Here is a 14,712-nt window from a genome sequence, read left to right on the forward strand (position 1 = left end):
TATGTACCGGGCTGCAATACTGCTATCATCACCTGTTGCGTCGCACTCTTGTGCATTAAGTTTCAAATTCAACAATATTGAAAATACGCAATGCCGCTGTCAATTGTGTTTTTGCTGCATTAAATTCTATAAGTACAAGAGTGCGACGCAACGGTTGATGCTATAAAACACTATAGCCTGCAACAAAAAAGTTATTACCATTTATCGAACCCAAAATAACAAGCAATAAAAACGGGCACCTCTTAATGCCCGTTTTTGCTTTCACTTATTTAGGAACGACCATTCTTTTAGCCTCAATTGTTCTTCCATCTACAATCAATGTATAATTGTATATTCCTGCATTCAGTGAAGAAGCATCTATGTTTATAATACCACTTCCTGCCTTTACTGATAATTGTTTAATAGCTTTTCCACTCATGTCTGTAATTACGAGAGAAGCATTCTTTGCATCTGCAGGAATATTGTAACGTATACTCGTTGTATTGCGTAAGGGATTAGGCACGTTTGTTCAAGGCTTGTAGTGCTTAATTTTACGTTGATTGCATTTTCCTGTGAAACAGAAGCTGGCTGCTGGTTAACACTGGTATTGCCTTTCAATAGTGCTTTCAATTCTTCTATTTCTTTTTGTTGTTCCTGTATGGCTTTTATTGCAATAATGCCAAAAGTTGTGTAATCAAGAGAAAGATAATCTTCAGCTTTGTCATTTTTTCCAAGTTGCTCATATACGGCTTCAGGAAAAAGAGGTTGTACTTCCTGTGCAATCATTCCCATAAACCTGCGATCATTTGATTGTTGTTTGGTAAAATGATATAAGCTTGGTTTTAGCTGCATTACTTTATCCAGCACCTTATCCATTGGTACAATGTCTTTTTTTTATCTCTTGTCAGAAAGCGCTGTGTAGGCACCAGATGTTCCATTGAATGAAGAAATATTAATAAAGCTTTTTTTAAAATTATTTGCTGAAATATTACAACACAAGGGCCAATTGACCTTTTGGTGATAATGCTGAAATGTTAGCACTGTCTGCAATAACGTTTTCACCCTGCATTTGCAACTCAGTTCCTTTTGAATTATAGGTAAGTACATATTTCACCTGCAGATGTTCTTTCTTTTCAAATACACCCGTTATATTTATCTGCTCTGCTATTGCATTTTTAGCTGTAGGGTATTGCTTCAGTAATTTTTCATCAAATGTTTTATCCCATACAACAGTGCACTTATCATCTCTTACTTTTTCAACAGTTACCTGAACCTGTACATAAGTACAGTCGTAAACTTTTGCAGTATAGTCAGCACCTTTATAAATAGCAAATGAGATGTTTTTATCAACAGGTTTCTCCTGTATTTTTTCTTTTATTGGTTTATAAAATGCGGTCCCTGTAATCAATAAGATCACAGACAGCATGAGTACATATTTTTTCATTTGTTTCTCCTTGTTTTTGCTCCAGGCACATTATTTTGATCAGTTGATAATCATTTGCCTGGGTTTCATTCTGGCGAGACATTCGTGGACATACATGCAGTTGTTTTACTGCTCCCGGGTTGCTTTTGGCTGCACATGCATTGCTAGCCAATGTGTATTTATTACACTATTAATACCCTTTTGGATAAAAAGTAACCCAAAAGGTAATTACAAGGTGAAATGGCCTACACTAAACAATTGAAAAATAAATACTTGTAATTTTATAAGTCACCCATTTATCCGTCCAAATAATATTTAGAGGCTTACCAGCTGAGACTTTTTATTTACCTGTTCAGCATATTATTTTACGCTTACAGCCCATCACCTTTCTGAATCAGAAAATGGTTTTGTTATTTTAGAATATAGTTACAAACGTATTGAAGCCAGTGCATTTTTTTTCTAACAACTCCTACGTTAACAGCACAAGACAATACAGTTTGATACCATAATGCAACACTACAATCATTTGATTCAACTGTTGCCCCAACCTTTATTATTAAGCTTACATTTTAAATGATATTGAAACAACATAGTTATTATGTTTTGTTCGGGTTAATTATTGTGCGCTGTGTGTATGTAAATGCGCAGGGTTATTTATAAAATCAACTTTAAAATTCTCTGTTATGAAAAAGTCAGTTTATCTGGTTGTATTAATCGTTATTATCTTCTTTGCTTGTCAGCGTCAGGTTAGCAATCCCGAATATAACTCGGGCGGAAATAATGCTGATAGTCTTGCAAACGAAAGTATATTGGATGCCAAAGCACCAACTGTTTGCTTTGAAGGTGAAGTATTACCTATCTTTCAAACCAACTGTGCCAAGAGCGGATGTCACGATGCAACCTCACATAAAGAAGGGTATGTATTTGATAATTACAAACATATTACTGCAAAAGGCATAGTGCCTTACCAGCCGCATGAAAGTGAAGTGTACCAGGTGATTGCAGAAGGAGAAATGCCTCCAAAAGGTAATCCCAAATTAACAACAGAGCAGGTTACGCTCATAAGAAGATGGATAAGGCAAGGCGCTTTAAATACAAAGAACTGCATTACATGCGACACCACGCAATATACCTACAGCGGAACTATATCAGGAATTTTTGAAACAAATTGTATTGGTTGCCATAGCACCAACAATGCTAGTGGTGGTATAGATCTGTCAACTTATGCAGGCGCATCAGTAGTAGCGCTTAATGGACGATTGGTAGGCGCTGTAACACATGCTCCGGGATATTCACCAATGCCACAGAATGCCCCAATGCTGCCCGATTGCAACATAACACAGATCGAAAAATGGGTAGCTGCAGGTGCTCCCAATAATTAAGTAATTAAATTTTTGAGCCCGGCCATCTAACTTTTGTTGATCGCCTGTTGCGTCGCACTCTTGTACTTTGGTGCAAAATGCAACAGGTGATCTTTCTATTTTAAAACAAAGACCGCTATAGTTACAATTGTATCATTATCCGGCACAACTATATTTTCCTGTTGTATTACAAAAGGAAGTATTCTTCCAATAAATGTTTTTGCCATTAAACGCTGTGGTGTACTCAGTATAACAGTGATTCCTTTTTTTAAAAACAATAAAAGCATATTGTAGAGCGCATCAAATATCTCAGGTGCATAATTAATATCACTTAGTAACACAACATCAGCAGAAAAATCAACGGGCAATTTTTGCCAGTCAAACACAGTTGCTTTTATGTTGGTACACCTGTTGTATAAAACAGATTGCTGCACAACTTCAATTGCATCAGCTGAGTGATCGCTGCAGCAAACAATGGCCGCATATTTTGCAGCAACAAACGATGGTAATGCAAGCCCTGCAGCAAGTTCCGCAACGTTTTTATTTTTTACAAAATGATTATGCTCTATTATAAAGTTGGATAAAGCATAAGCTGCAGGCCATATTTTAGCCCAGTAAGGAAAAGGCGTTGCATCATTAATATCTCTCTGCTGTTTATATACGCTTTGCACCTGCGCACGCTCAGGTACATACACATGAATATTTATTTCTTTAAATGCAAATTCCTGTAACTGCAGTTGATATAACATCTGTACAAATGTAAATTGAATGGCTTTATGATGCACAGCGTTCTGAACGTACAAGTGAGTGACACAACAGGTGATGCCACTAATACCAAAGCCTGGGTAAAAAAATTTATTTACAGAAGCAGTTCTTTCGCCAGCGTATTACAGCACTCCATCATTATATTTTCAGTTATCTTGCTTATACAAACGATTAAAGTATGAAACATTTTGCAACTATATCTTTTCTTGCTTTATTGATCTGCCATCTGCCTGTCAATATCTTTTCGCAAACAATAAATCTTTTCGATGGAAAAGATCTGAATGGATGGCATGCAGATGTTCCTGAACTGGACACTAATAAAAGTGCGGTCTTTCCTTTTATTATCCGCAATGGGATGCTGGTAAGTCTTGGCACACCACAAGGGCATTTAATAACAGATACAGTATACCAGAATTACAGGCTTGCAGTAGAATACCGCTTTGCAGGTGTGCCGGGCAATTGTGGTGTGCTGGTGCATGCATCTACCCCAAGAGCATTGTATAAGATGTTTCCCAAATCAATAGAAGCACAAATGATGCATGATAATGCAGGCGATTTCTGGTGCATTGTAGAAGATATAAAAGTGCCCGATATGGAAAAACGTCGTGGACCAAAAGAAAACTGGGGCATTACAGAAGGTAAAGAAAGACGCATCATTAATCTTACAGACAGTTCTGAAAAACCTGTGGGTGAATGGAACACAATGATAGTTGAATGTGTGGGCCGGTCAATTAAGATATGGGTAAACGGCGATCTCGTAAATTATGGCTTTGATTGCACAGCAGATAAAGGAAATATTGCAATACAGGCAGAGGGGTCAGAAGTTGAATTTCGCAAAGTGCAGTTAACGCCTATTACAAAACTTTCTGCAGATGATGCACACAAATAAATTCATTTCGGTAATTTTTTCCACACATTTCAATTTGTGATATAAAGGTTTTACGCTGATTATGCCTGCAAAGAATGGATTAATATATACAGGCATCTCTTTTGCACTGATTGATTTGTAAAATCAAGAAAAATGAAAACAAACAGATCAGGTTTATTAATGATAGTAACCATAGCAATGATAGCAGTGTCTTCCTGCTCAGTAGAATATCGTGCAAGGCATCCAAGGCCAAGGCCAAAACGAGTTATTGTTGTTGGTAAAACAGATACCAATGAAAAAATAAATACTGACAAACAGGAAAGCAATACAAACGAAGCAACCATTGCAGTATATTAATCTGGTTGAAATTATTTAAAAAGCCAGGCATTCAGATGCCTGGCTTTTTAATAATTATATGTTTGCATCAGTTTAGAAAGAAAAATATTGCTTTCAATACTGGTCAAAAAAAGTTTATGTGGACATGCCCTTTGTGCAACAGGCAATTTGTTAAGAGCAACCAACAACATTCCTGCAATGATAAAACATTAGCAGATTTTCTTAAAGGAAAATCCCAGCATACTATTTCACTTTTCTGGCATTTTACTCAATGTTATGAACAGATCGGCAACATTGCTATACAACCCACAAAAACAATGATCGCTTTTGCAGCAAAGAAACGCTTCGCTTACATAACACGGCTCGGTAAAGATTTTATTGATATTGTTCTTCCGTTTAAAGAACCTTACAACGATAATTTATGTTTTCATAAAATAGCAAAAGTGCCAGGCCAGCAGCAATTCAATCACCATTTTCGTATGCAACAAACAGATGATGTGAATGAAGAAGTGCAACATTTTATGAAGCTGGCATATGAAAGTGGTTTGTAATTTTTTGTACCCTGCAACACAATATGCATATAGCTCTCGTTGCGTCGCACACTTGTACTTGTATCTCATTTTTCAGCAATACTAACCGAATAACTATTCTGCAGTTTCAAATATTCATTTTACTTTCATTATCACAGTTAGTTATTTTTGCTCCACTGCATAAAAGGAAATATTTAATGATCATGTATGAATGTTAGTCCACCCGAGCTCAGAACAGTTAATGTGACCCGCTATGTAACACCTTTGCGTGAGGGTGGCTCATTGCCTGCTATTGCGGAAGCTGATGATGGGTTTATGTATGTACTAAAGTTTCGCGGCGCAGGGCAGGGTGTAAAAGCATTAATAGCAGAATTAATTGGCGGTGAATTAGCCCGGGCACTTGGTTTTAAAGTTCCTGAAATTGTATTTGCAAACCTTGATGAAGCTTTTGGCCGCACAGAGCCCGATGAAGAAATACAGGATCTGCTGAAAGCAAGTAAGGGGCTTAATCTTGCACTGCATTTTCTTTCAGGCGCTTTCACATTTGATCCTGCAGTAACGCGTATTGATGCAAAGCTTGCTTCTGCCATTGTGTGGCTTGATTGTTTTATCACCAACGTAGACCGCACTGCACGTAATACAAATATGCTAAGCTGGAGAAATGAATTATGGCTGATCGATCATGGTGCGTCGCTTTATTTTCATCATTCATGGACGAACCCCGAAGAACAGGCTAAGAAACCTTTTGCACAAATAAAAGATCATGTGTTATTACATTTGGCTGCAGAACTTGATGCTACAGACAAATTATTTCATGATATACTTAGTGCAGAAAAACTAAAAACAATCGTTGATCTTGTACCTGCTGAATGGTTACTGGATGAATCATCGAATTTATCTGAACCAGAAAAACGTGCAGGCTATTTATTGTTCTTAACAACACGTCTTAACTTTTCCGGGAATTTTGTTAAAGAAGCAAAACATGCAAGAGAAGCAATTATTTGAATATGCTGTTATACGCGTTGTGCCTTGTGTAGAGCGTGAAGAGTTCATCAACGCCGGCGTTGTAGTGTATTGTGCTGCGCAAAATTTTTTGCAGGCTGTTGTTGGTTTGAATGAAGAAAGGTTTCTCTCTTTATCAACAGAGCTTGATATAGATGAAGTACAAAAAAGACTTAAAGCCTTTGTACAAATTGCTGCCGGCGTTAAAGAAGGAGGAACAATCGCAACATTACCCATTGCTTCCAGATTTCGGTGGTTGACAGCTACAAGAAGTACCATTGTTCAAACTTCTGCAGTTCATCCGGGTCTTTGTACAGATGCAAAAGAAACATTGATGAAATTATATGAGCAACTGGTTGTATAAAGCAACCAGTGGAATAAAGAATAAATTGTACAAGAGTGCGACGCAACAATGCTTAATTAAACTCCTATTGTTTGGCAAAAAATATAATAAAATAACTTTCATACTAAACGAGAAAAGCTGGTTTAATAACCAGCTTTTCTTTTAAGAGTTTAGGATTATAGTAATTTCAATTCTTTCTTATATACAACACCATTTGCTGTAACGGAAATAAAATAAATACCCGGTCTGTTTCCAATTTCAGAACGAAGTATTGTTACCGACACGTTGTTGGCCTGCTTTTGATAAACAACTCTTCCTGATTGATCTATTATACTTATGTTAGACATAATTTTTTTGTTTTGTAAAGAAACTGTAAACCGATCTGAAGCTGGGTTGGGGTAAACAGATAATAAGGAATTTGTTGTCTTATTTGTTAATGTTTGTTTCATAGGTCCGGCAACTTTTTCTACCTCTACCAATGCAACGATATCTTCTTCAGGCGTTACACCACCTGTATACTGTGTTTGAATAAAAAAATCGCTTGCAAATGCGCAGGAATTCACAAAATAAGATGCAGGAATTACTTGTGAAACATACTGTTTCCATGTAGGAGAGGCTGCATTTGACTTTTGAATATTTTCTATAACTATCGCACCTGATGCATCTTTGTATTTTAAATAAAATTTATTGCTGCCCTTATCAAGATAAGTAATAGTTATTTTAATATTTCCGGTATATCCTGACAAAAAACTATTATTAATATCGAAATACATGGCCCTTTTACCATAAACATTGGTTATTGATTTTGCAAAACGGCCATACACAGAAACAATTGTGCTTCCGTCGGATTTTGTGAAAGGATAATTTAAATTCCACCATCCATCACACGATTTATATAAAGGCAAAAGCTCACTGATGCCATCTCCATCAAGATCGAATCTTGGTTTAATTTGTGTAATATATCTGCTGTAATTATCCGGTATTATTTCCCAACCAACATCATTTATTCTTGTAGACTTTCTGTTTGATGATGACCCACCTATAGCTGCTGACATATCGCGTATATCAGCACCTCTTTGAATAAAAGTTGCTGTTGTTGGGAATTGCGGATCAACATAATTCAGTGCATAATTAAACCGATTCATAAGTGCTGTATTGGTGGCATCTTTAAGGCAGGTTATCTGAGGGTTTGGGTCATTGTTAAACCTTACATAGTCAGAAGCGTCAAGCCCATCTCTGAGCATACAAAATGCTTTCGTGGCTGTTCCCGGATTTTTTAGCTCCGGAGCAGAATATTTATTGAAAAAGTCCATAGCAGGCCAATAGTTCTGATCATTAAGTACTGTTGGGGTAGCATTGCTCCAATCAACTCCCCAATGAAGCATATAGGCATACAACGCAAACAAATTTCTATATTGTGCATTCGGTAGACTGCCTGAAACACTTCCGTCATACCACCAATTTGCAGTATTACCAATTAATTCACCTGACAATTCGCAACGAGCTCTCATATAATCACCACTTGGGGGGAAAACTGAAGAAGGATAAAATGTGTTCAGGGTTGTATACCACCAATCGGATGTTGGTACGCCATTCAGACATTGATCAAAAGAGCATTGATCAGGGTTAACGGGGTTATTCTTTTCCTGGTTGAATTGATATATATGCCCTAAGATTGAGCTCTTGCGCCATGTATCTTTACAATTACAATCATTTACGCCTGTGCCTGCAATCCATGCATCATTATCATTCCGTGAATTGTCTGGATTGATCAAAACTCTTATGGGGCTTAAAGAATAAGGGCTTGCTGTTATTACCTGATTTAAAGCATTGTATTCCTGGTAATAGTATTTTGTAAATTCTTTAAACAATCTGGTGAAATCATCACAGGTAAGACTTCGCAAGTTAGTATCATAGGCTTGGTAATTAATAACATCGCCTTTATAACTTATATAATCGCCGGTACTTCCAAGGCACGCCTGAATACCAATAATTTTTTTATACGCATTTTTGATATTGTTTGAATAATTTCCAGTGGTTAAAACATCCTGAATGTGATTTTTGAGTGCAGTTATCATATTTTTAAAATATACTTTATAGTCGGCATCATCGAAATAAGGCATATCATAACTTGTTTGGGGGATCGTATTATAGGTAACTTTTATTTTTGACACACTCGGATCAGCAAGAATATAAGCAGGGCCATTGTCAGGGAGGTTATAAACATATACCATAACAATGATTGGCAAGGCAGCAATTGCACCATTATCAGTAGTTCTTACTTTAATTGACTGGTCCATGCTTGTAAAATCATAGTTGCCGGTAACCGGATCCATAATTTGGCTCCAGTTAATATTAAAAAGTCTTCCCCTAAGCAGATCTGGGTGTGTAGAAGGATTGGAAAAAGCCACGTCGCCAAACGCTTGCCATACGCCATATCCATTTGGATTAATGCTTTGCGCATTTGTTTTAACTAGCAAAAATGTGCACAAAAACAAAGGAATAAATTTTACTTGCCATGTCTTTTTCATAAATTAAGTTTTAGAGATGGTTGATTTTTATATTTTCAATTGATGAGCTTTCAAAAATCTATTTGTAAGAGTTTAAAGGTTTGATGGGATAGTAATAATGGGAAAAGTGGGTTTCATTTTTTCTTTGTATTTATTTTGCAAATCAAATTATTAGAGTTAAAAGAAAAAAAATAACCCTATTAGGGTTATTCTTTTAGAACAGAAAAAAGTATATCGAATTATACTAAAACACTTTTATTTTCTGCAGGTAGGCAACAACAGACTTAACGCTGCCAAACGCGTAGCCTGTATGTAATTTCATGAGGGATAAGATATCTTTGTTATAAGCATAAATAGTACTCTGGGTATATTTCAATTTATTTTCTGTGTGTATGTATGACTTCAATATATCCCAGTGTTGTTTTTGAAATACTTCATGCTCATAATAGAGTTTCATTTGCTTCGCAATTTCATCCTGGAATGTTTCATGTAAAAACTCATCCTTTAAAACAGAAGCCTGTATAAGTCGGTATTCAGTTTCTTCAAGTGGAATAAACTCTCTTTCAAAATGATAAGTATTAATATGACTAATTACTTCATTACGTTCATTTACTGATAATACTTTTGTTCGTTGAATATACCATGCATATTCTTTCTGCCCTTTAAATCTAATAGGTAAAGTAATTTGAAAAAAAATAGACAAGATATCATTTGGTGTTGCCTCTACTTTTCCGGCAAGTTCATACGCAATTACACAATAAATCAAAAAAGGAACAAGAAATCCGGGGTGAATCAATTTCAATAGATTTTTTACATCTGTTATCCCTGCAAACGGATATTTACTGTCTGCGGGTATCAATGGTTTAATGCTTTCATCATCAAGAGAAATTAAGATCCTATATGCACAACTGATTGTTAAGGTATCCTGGATATTTTGTTCCTGCTGCAATATTTCAGGATAAACCTTCTTCGCTTGCTTAAGCCTTTCTTTTATAAAATTCGAAGCCGGCTGATAATATTTAAAAATAACATTTTCAAAAATTCTTTCGCTATCAGGAACATTTTTTTTGCTCATTATTGAAGATTTAAATATTATTTGTAATAATGTTTTTAGGAACAGTTAGCATTAGAGTTTTTAGAATTAATGGTTGCAATTACAAAATTATTTTAGCCTAATAATTTAAGAAGTTGAATCGTATTTAGAGTAGTTTTAAAATTATGATAATCCGGCTAATTTAAATTGATTCATGCTTTACGGATAATTTAAGTATTCTAAAGTTGAAAAATATTCCTTTGTACAAGAGTGCGACGCAACAGTTGACGCCACCTGCATTACAGCTCACTACACAAATATAAAATCTCCTACTTTGGGCTAAAGCAGCTATATTTGCAGTTCTTAATGTTATTGCTCTCTCCGTTTTTATACCACACAAATCCAGTGATGGCTTAACGTAAGGCAGGTAAAGTATCATCCGTTTTGATAGCCTTGCCACATTTTTTAATCAAATTTTTTATACGTGTCATTTAACAATTTACAGCTAATAGAGCCTGTATTAAAGGCTTTAAGCATTGAAGGTTATACAAAACCTACACCCATCCAGGAAAAATCTATTCCAGCTATTTTACAAAACAAAGACCTGCTTGGTTGTGCCCAAACAGGCACCGGTAAAACAGCAGCTTTTGCAATACCGATATTACAATTGATGCATCAGCAACAGCAGGCATCACCACAAGGTCAGCGAAAAATAAAAGCCTTAATTCTTACGCCCACTCGTGAACTGGCAATACAGATCGAAGAAAGTTTTAAGTCGTATGGAAAGTTTCTCAACCTGAAACATCTTGTTATGTTTGGCGGTGTTTCACAATTTAACCAGGTAAATGCATTGCGTCGCGGTGTAGATATTTTAGTAGCAACACCGGGCCGTTTACTTGATCTGCTTAACCAGCGTCATCTTACGCTTAACGATATAAAGTTCTTCGTACTTGATGAAGCAGACCGTATGCTTGATATGGGTTTTGTGCACGATGTAAAACGCATCATTGCCAAACTTCCTGCAAAAAGGCAAACATTATTTTTCTCTGCAACGATGCCACAGGAAATTCAGCAACTGGCAAATGTTTTACTGACCAATCCTGTTAAAGTAGAGGTAACACCAGTTTCATCTACCGTTGATATTATTCAGCAATCCATTTATTTTGTAGAGAAGCAGGATAAACAATCATTGCTGCAGCATTTGCTCAGCGATAGAAAGATCGGGACTGCATTGGTTTTTACACAAACCAAACATGGTGCTGACCGTATTGCCAAAAACCTGAACAGGGCAGGCATTTTTACAGAAGCTATTCATGGCAATAAATCTCAGAATGCACGGCAAACTGCATTGGAAAATTTTAAGAACAGGAGAACAAGAGTACTTGTTGCAACCGATATTGCTGCAAGAGGAATTGATATAGATGAACTGGCGCATGTAATTAATTTTGATCTTCCCAATGTGCCGGAAACTTATGTACATCGTATTGGAAGAACAGGCAGGGCAGGTGCCAGTGGTACAGCTTTTTCTTTTTGCGACAGGGAAGAAAAATTATTGTTACGCGACATACAAAAGCTCATTAATAAAACAATACCAGTTGTTAACGAGCACCCTTACCACAGCACTTCATTTAGCAATGCAGTGCCGCAGCAGGTTAACAGTCGTCAGCCATCTTATAATAGCAATAAGAACGCCAGACCGGCTAAAAGGTATGGCAGGCCTTCGTTGCAGCGTGCATAAAAATAAAATTGATCCTTAAAACAAAATCGTGCAGTTTTCCGCTGCACGAATTTTTTTTGAGCACAATTATAGTCAGATCTTATTTAAAATAAGATTGAGGAATGATCTTCCACATATCATGAGATAAATGCCCGGTCAATAATTCGTATATCAGGTAAATGGGCCAGAATATAAAATGAATGATCAGCAAAATAATGGAATGATTATAATACCAGCTTACCATCAACGAATAAATTCCCAGAATACTGTAGAGAATACCTTTACCCTTGTTGTCCATAGTAATTTATTTTATCGCGCATATCTTAAAAAATAACCATGCTACATAAGCATGTGTGCATTGAATATAGGTAAAATATTTTTGTACCCGGCTATTGCAATGCTATTGAACTTTTGTTGCGTCGCACACTTGTACATTAGTGTGAAAGATAGGCAAATGATTACAACGAATAAAAATATTGATAAAAGATATATTACATTTGGCCAATAGACTAAACTCATGAATTATCTTAAAAAATACAGTTGCTTAATTATTGCTTTTATTATTTTCAGCAACCTGTTGCATGCACAGCAAAAAGTGAACTTTCTTACACAGGGTAATCTCCGTACTGTATTTGAACTTGCCAAAGCACAAAACAAAAAAGTTTTTTTGGAAGTGTATGCACCGGACTGCCATGTATGTCAAACGTTCGAACCCACTTTTGCCAACGCAAAAGTTGCCAAATATTACAACGATCATTTTATCAGTTACAGACTTGATGCTAATAGTGTGGAAACACAGGCCTTTGTACAAAAACAAAAACTGAACATTGCATCCACACCCACCTTTCTTTTTTATAATACTGATGTAAAAGTTATTTACCAGGTTACTTTAACCGAGAAACAAAATACACCCGAAATAGTATTGCAGGAAGCTGCTAAAGCGGTGGCTAAATAATATCAGTTATTTTTTGAAGGCATATAATCATACGGTAATAAAGAAGATATCTTTTCCCACCATCCCCAGAAACCTTCCATCTCCATATCAGTTACGTTATAGTAATAACCATTTGAAGTTACATATACAGGCACCTGGTTTATAAGAGAAATAATGGACGACACAGGTTGTTTGGTGGAGCCCTGTGGTATTATAGCTGCATATTCCTGTGGAATGGTTCTTTGCGGAAAACGAACAATAAGATATTGCTTAAAGTCAAGTGCAGCAGTTATACTATCCGCGCCATAAGCAATATCTTCTCCTTTTAATAAACCTGGGTGTATAATTTCAATAGGGTCTTTTTGCGCCATTACCTTTTTATAATGATCAAGGCTGTCTGGTTGAAGTGTTGATTCAAAGCTTACAACAAAATTCTTATGCCGCACAGTATCGTAATAAAATTTTTCTTTAGCCTGTAGTCGTTGCTTTTCAAGGTTTGGAATACGTTCCAGTAATAAAAGCTGGTAGCCATCTTCTGTAAGCCTGTTCCTGTAAAGCGATCGCATAAAACGCATACTCGAAACTTCGTATGCATCCGCTCTTGCCTTTTCCCATTTTTTCTTTTTACTTGCTCCACCCTGCATTTCAATGAATAGAGGATAGCCTGCAAAAAAAAGCGACTTTCTTTCAAAATCATAAACAAAATTCTCCAGCTGGTATTGAATGGTGTAGCCCAATGCTTTGTTCTCTATCAATATTGGTTCTGTTGCATCAACATTCAATTCATCATCTTTTTTTGAATAGCTGAATTTAAGTACGTCTTTATTTTTCAAAACACATTGTTGTGCTAATGCGGAAGTGCCAATAAAATTTTCTATGAAAAAACTGCCCCATTTTTGCCAGCCATCTTTTTGATAATTGCGAACGATCACTTCTTTTAATTCTGCCACTTTTTGTTTGATGTTTATCGCCAAACCTTCTTTCGATGCATTTAGTGATATTGAATTGCTGTATGTTTCATAGCCCACATAAGAAACAATAAGATCATAGTTACCTTGCCTTATGCCTGTAATTTCAAATACACCGGCACTGTTGCTTACGCTGCCATAAGAAGTATTGCTCAGAAATACACTTGCACCCGCAACAGGCTTGCCGGACGCTGCATCTAAAACTTTTCCTTTCAACAAAAGTGTTTGACTATAAACAGTTGATGTTATAAGAATACAGGCAATTACGCAACAGCATATTTTTTGCATGCTGCAATATAGAAATTTATAACTAAAAAATTAGTTACTACTTATTTTTAGAAATATTTTTTGGGGCCATGCGGTTGCTCGGGCATTAAACTTCTGTTGCGTCGCACACTTGTACAGAATAATATACTGCAACTTTTATTGCTCCTCTCCTTTTGGGATTGAGCCATTATACAAACGCCATTTCCACTCATCATTTCTTTTTACAAAAATTGCAGTAAACCTGTAAGGTGTTACGATTATACCACCGTTGTTATCCGTAACAGTCATATTGCCGTCTGTAAATGCCCATGCAGTATTCTCATTATAAGAAATGTCAATTCTTTTCATGTCCCATGAAAAACTGTATTGGGCAAAAAGAAAACTCATAAATTCTTTTACTGAGGCCGGGCCTTTAAAAATCTCACCACTGTCAGAACCAACAACCATAATATCTTCAGCTTTATCAAACATATTCATGATAGCAATGGTGTCTCTTCGTTTTGCAGCATTATTCCATAGTTGTAAACTTGTTCTGATCTCCTTTTCAGTACCGGCTTTTTGAGCATAACTGTTAGTGCATAATATTATAGTGACTGTGGTAAGTAAAAAAGCTTTTCTCATAATGTGATTATTTAAGATTGAATATAAATGTTTTACATTGTTCAGTAAAGAAAAG

General features: G+C 36.1%; 17 protein-coding genes. 8 read left to right on the top strand and 9 right to left on the bottom strand.

Going from position 1 to position 14,712, the window contains the following annotated elements; all coding sequences use genetic code 11:
- Positions 1 to 265 precede the first annotated feature (265 nt).
- The 3 genes from FRZ67_RS05260 to FRZ67_RS05270 form a co-directional block, all read right to left on the bottom strand.
- Positions 266 to 502, bottom strand: coding sequence for a T9SS type A sorting domain-containing protein (locus FRZ67_RS05260; protein ID WP_147188539.1), 237 nt, complete (start codon positions 500 to 502; stop codon positions 266 to 268).
- Positions 427 to 864: a tail fiber domain-containing protein gene (locus tag FRZ67_RS05265; RefSeq protein WP_374728504.1), complete on the bottom strand. Its 438-nt coding sequence runs from the start codon at positions 862 to 864 to the stop codon at positions 427 to 429. Before FRZ67_RS05265 ends, FRZ67_RS05260 begins: the two co-directional genes overlap by 76 nt.
- A 103-nt stretch (positions 865 to 967) precedes the next feature.
- Positions 968 to 1,423 carry a hypothetical protein gene (locus tag FRZ67_RS05270; protein WP_147188541.1) on the bottom strand — a complete coding sequence of 152 codons (456 nt, stop codon included), beginning with the start codon at positions 1,421 to 1,423 and terminating at the stop codon, positions 968 to 970.
- Positions 1,424 to 2,085: 662 nt separating this feature from the next.
- Here FRZ67_RS05270 and FRZ67_RS05275 point away from each other — a divergent pair.
- Complete coding sequence (locus tag FRZ67_RS05275; protein WP_147188542.1) at positions 2,086 to 2,784, top strand: c-type cytochrome domain-containing protein; 699 nt, start codon at positions 2,086 to 2,088, stop codon at positions 2,782 to 2,784.
- Between the two features lie 95 nt (positions 2,785 to 2,879).
- On the opposite strand, the gene FRZ67_RS05280 is transcribed toward FRZ67_RS05275, so the two are convergent.
- Complete coding sequence (locus FRZ67_RS05280) at positions 2,880 to 3,512, bottom strand: class I SAM-dependent methyltransferase (protein ID WP_147188543.1); 633 nt, start codon at positions 3,510 to 3,512, stop codon at positions 2,880 to 2,882.
- Between the two features lie 194 nt (positions 3,513 to 3,706).
- Here FRZ67_RS05280 and FRZ67_RS05285 point away from each other — a divergent pair, with 194 nt between their 5' ends.
- The 5 genes from FRZ67_RS05285 to FRZ67_RS05305 all read left to right on the top strand — a co-directional run bounded on the left by FRZ67_RS05285 (position 3,707) and on the right by FRZ67_RS05305 (position 6,628).
- Positions 3,707 to 4,417 carry a 3-keto-disaccharide hydrolase gene (locus FRZ67_RS05285; RefSeq protein ID WP_147188544.1) on the top strand — a complete coding sequence of 237 codons (711 nt, stop codon included), beginning with the start codon at positions 3,707 to 3,709 and terminating at the stop codon, positions 4,415 to 4,417.
- 132 nt (positions 4,418 to 4,549) lie between these two features.
- Positions 4,550 to 4,753 (top strand): hypothetical protein, encoded by a 204-nt coding sequence (locus FRZ67_RS05290; RefSeq protein ID WP_147188545.1) that lies wholly within the window; start codon positions 4,550 to 4,552, stop codon positions 4,751 to 4,753.
- Positions 4,754 to 4,869: 116 nt separating this feature from the next.
- Complete coding sequence (locus FRZ67_RS05295) at positions 4,870 to 5,283, top strand: DUF5655 domain-containing protein (protein WP_225975513.1); 414 nt, start codon at positions 4,870 to 4,872, stop codon at positions 5,281 to 5,283.
- Between the two features lie 186 nt (positions 5,284 to 5,469).
- Positions 5,470 to 6,267, top strand: coding sequence for a HipA family kinase (locus FRZ67_RS05300; protein ID WP_147188546.1), 798 nt, complete (start codon positions 5,470 to 5,472; stop codon positions 6,265 to 6,267).
- A complete protein-coding gene (locus FRZ67_RS05305) occupies positions 6,245 to 6,628 on the top strand; it encodes a DUF3037 domain-containing protein (protein WP_147188547.1) in 384 nt (127 codons plus the stop codon). The genes FRZ67_RS05300 and FRZ67_RS05305 overlap by 23 nt, the downstream gene beginning before the upstream one ends.
- A 155-nt stretch (positions 6,629 to 6,783) precedes the next feature.
- On the opposite strand, the gene FRZ67_RS05310 is transcribed toward FRZ67_RS05305, so the two are convergent.
- On the bottom strand, positions 6,784 to 9,138 hold the full coding sequence (locus tag FRZ67_RS05310; RefSeq protein ID WP_147188548.1) for a T9SS type A sorting domain-containing protein: 2,355 nt from the start codon (positions 9,136 to 9,138) through the stop codon (positions 6,784 to 6,786).
- Between the two features lie 223 nt (positions 9,139 to 9,361).
- Positions 9,362 to 10,192, bottom strand: a complete 831-nt coding sequence (locus FRZ67_RS05315) for a hypothetical protein (RefSeq protein WP_147188549.1) — start codon at positions 10,190 to 10,192, stop codon at positions 9,362 to 9,364.
- Positions 10,193 to 10,634: 442 nt separating this feature from the next.
- On the opposite strand from FRZ67_RS05315, the gene FRZ67_RS05320 reads away from it, so the two are divergent.
- Positions 10,635 to 11,888: a DEAD/DEAH box helicase gene (locus FRZ67_RS05320; RefSeq protein WP_147188550.1), complete on the top strand. Its 1,254-nt coding sequence runs from the start codon at positions 10,635 to 10,637 to the stop codon at positions 11,886 to 11,888.
- 79 nt (positions 11,889 to 11,967) lie between these two features.
- On the opposite strand, the gene FRZ67_RS05325 is transcribed toward FRZ67_RS05320, so the two are convergent.
- Positions 11,968 to 12,165 (bottom strand): hypothetical protein, encoded by a 198-nt coding sequence (locus FRZ67_RS05325; RefSeq protein ID WP_147188551.1) that lies wholly within the window; start codon positions 12,163 to 12,165, stop codon positions 11,968 to 11,970.
- A gap of 219 nt (positions 12,166 to 12,384) precedes the next feature.
- On the opposite strand from FRZ67_RS05325, the gene FRZ67_RS05330 reads away from it, so the two are divergent.
- The gene (locus FRZ67_RS05330; protein WP_147188552.1) at positions 12,385 to 12,822 is read left to right on the top strand and encodes a thioredoxin family protein; all 438 of its coding nucleotides are present in this window, start codon (positions 12,385 to 12,387) and stop codon (positions 12,820 to 12,822) included.
- Positions 12,823 to 12,824: 2 nt separating this feature from the next.
- Here the strand turns inward: FRZ67_RS05330 and FRZ67_RS05335 are convergent, their stop codons facing one another.
- Complete coding sequence (locus FRZ67_RS05335; protein WP_147188553.1) at positions 12,825 to 14,057, bottom strand: carboxypeptidase-like regulatory domain-containing protein; 1,233 nt, start codon at positions 14,055 to 14,057, stop codon at positions 12,825 to 12,827.
- Positions 14,058 to 14,192: 135 nt separating this feature from the next.
- Positions 14,193 to 14,657 (bottom strand): nuclear transport factor 2 family protein, encoded by a 465-nt coding sequence (locus FRZ67_RS05340; RefSeq protein WP_147188554.1) that lies wholly within the window; start codon positions 14,655 to 14,657, stop codon positions 14,193 to 14,195.
- Positions 14,658 to 14,712: the final 55 nt, after the last annotated feature.

The organism is Panacibacter ginsenosidivorans (assembly GCF_007971225.1).
GTDB classification, from domain to species: Bacteria; Bacteroidota; Bacteroidia; order Chitinophagales; family Chitinophagaceae; genus Panacibacter; species Panacibacter ginsenosidivorans.

Excerpts from the sequence above, each read along its gene's own strand:
- FRZ67_RS05340 (WP_147188554.1), bottom strand. The coding sequence starts at position 14,657 with ATGAGAAAAGCTTTTTTACTTACCACAGTCACTATAATATTATGCACT.
- FRZ67_RS05300 (WP_147188546.1), top strand. The coding sequence starts at position 5,470 with ATGAATGTTAGTCCACCCGAGCTCAGAACAGTTAATGTGACCCGCTAT.
- FRZ67_RS05280 (WP_147188543.1), bottom strand. The coding sequence starts at position 3,512 with ATGTTATATCAACTGCAGTTACAGGAATTTGCATTTAAAGAAATAAAT.
- FRZ67_RS05330 (WP_147188552.1), top strand. The coding sequence starts at position 12,385 with ATGAATTATCTTAAAAAATACAGTTGCTTAATTATTGCTTTTATTATT.
- FRZ67_RS05295 (WP_225975513.1), top strand. The coding sequence starts at position 4,870 with ATGTGGACATGCCCTTTGTGCAACAGGCAATTTGTTAAGAGCAACCAA.
- FRZ67_RS05315 (WP_147188549.1), bottom strand. The coding sequence starts at position 10,192 with ATGAGCAAAAAAAATGTTCCTGATAGCGAAAGAATTTTTGAAAATGTT.
- FRZ67_RS05275 (WP_147188542.1), top strand. The coding sequence starts at position 2,086 with ATGAAAAAGTCAGTTTATCTGGTTGTATTAATCGTTATTATCTTCTTT.
- FRZ67_RS05335 (WP_147188553.1), bottom strand. The coding sequence starts at position 14,057 with ATGCAAAAAATATGCTGTTGCGTAATTGCCTGTATTCTTATAACATCA.
- FRZ67_RS05310 (WP_147188548.1), bottom strand. The coding sequence starts at position 9,138 with ATGAAAAAGACATGGCAAGTAAAATTTATTCCTTTGTTTTTGTGCACA.
- FRZ67_RS05270 (WP_147188541.1), bottom strand. The coding sequence starts at position 1,423 with ATGAAAAAATATGTACTCATGCTGTCTGTGATCTTATTGATTACAGGG.
- FRZ67_RS05285 (WP_147188544.1), top strand. The coding sequence starts at position 3,707 with ATGAAACATTTTGCAACTATATCTTTTCTTGCTTTATTGATCTGCCAT.
- FRZ67_RS05325 (WP_147188551.1), bottom strand. The coding sequence starts at position 12,165 with ATGGACAACAAGGGTAAAGGTATTCTCTACAGTATTCTGGGAATTTAT.
- FRZ67_RS05305 (WP_147188547.1), top strand. The coding sequence starts at position 6,245 with ATGCAAGAGAAGCAATTATTTGAATATGCTGTTATACGCGTTGTGCCT.
- FRZ67_RS05290 (WP_147188545.1), top strand. The coding sequence starts at position 4,550 with ATGAAAACAAACAGATCAGGTTTATTAATGATAGTAACCATAGCAATG.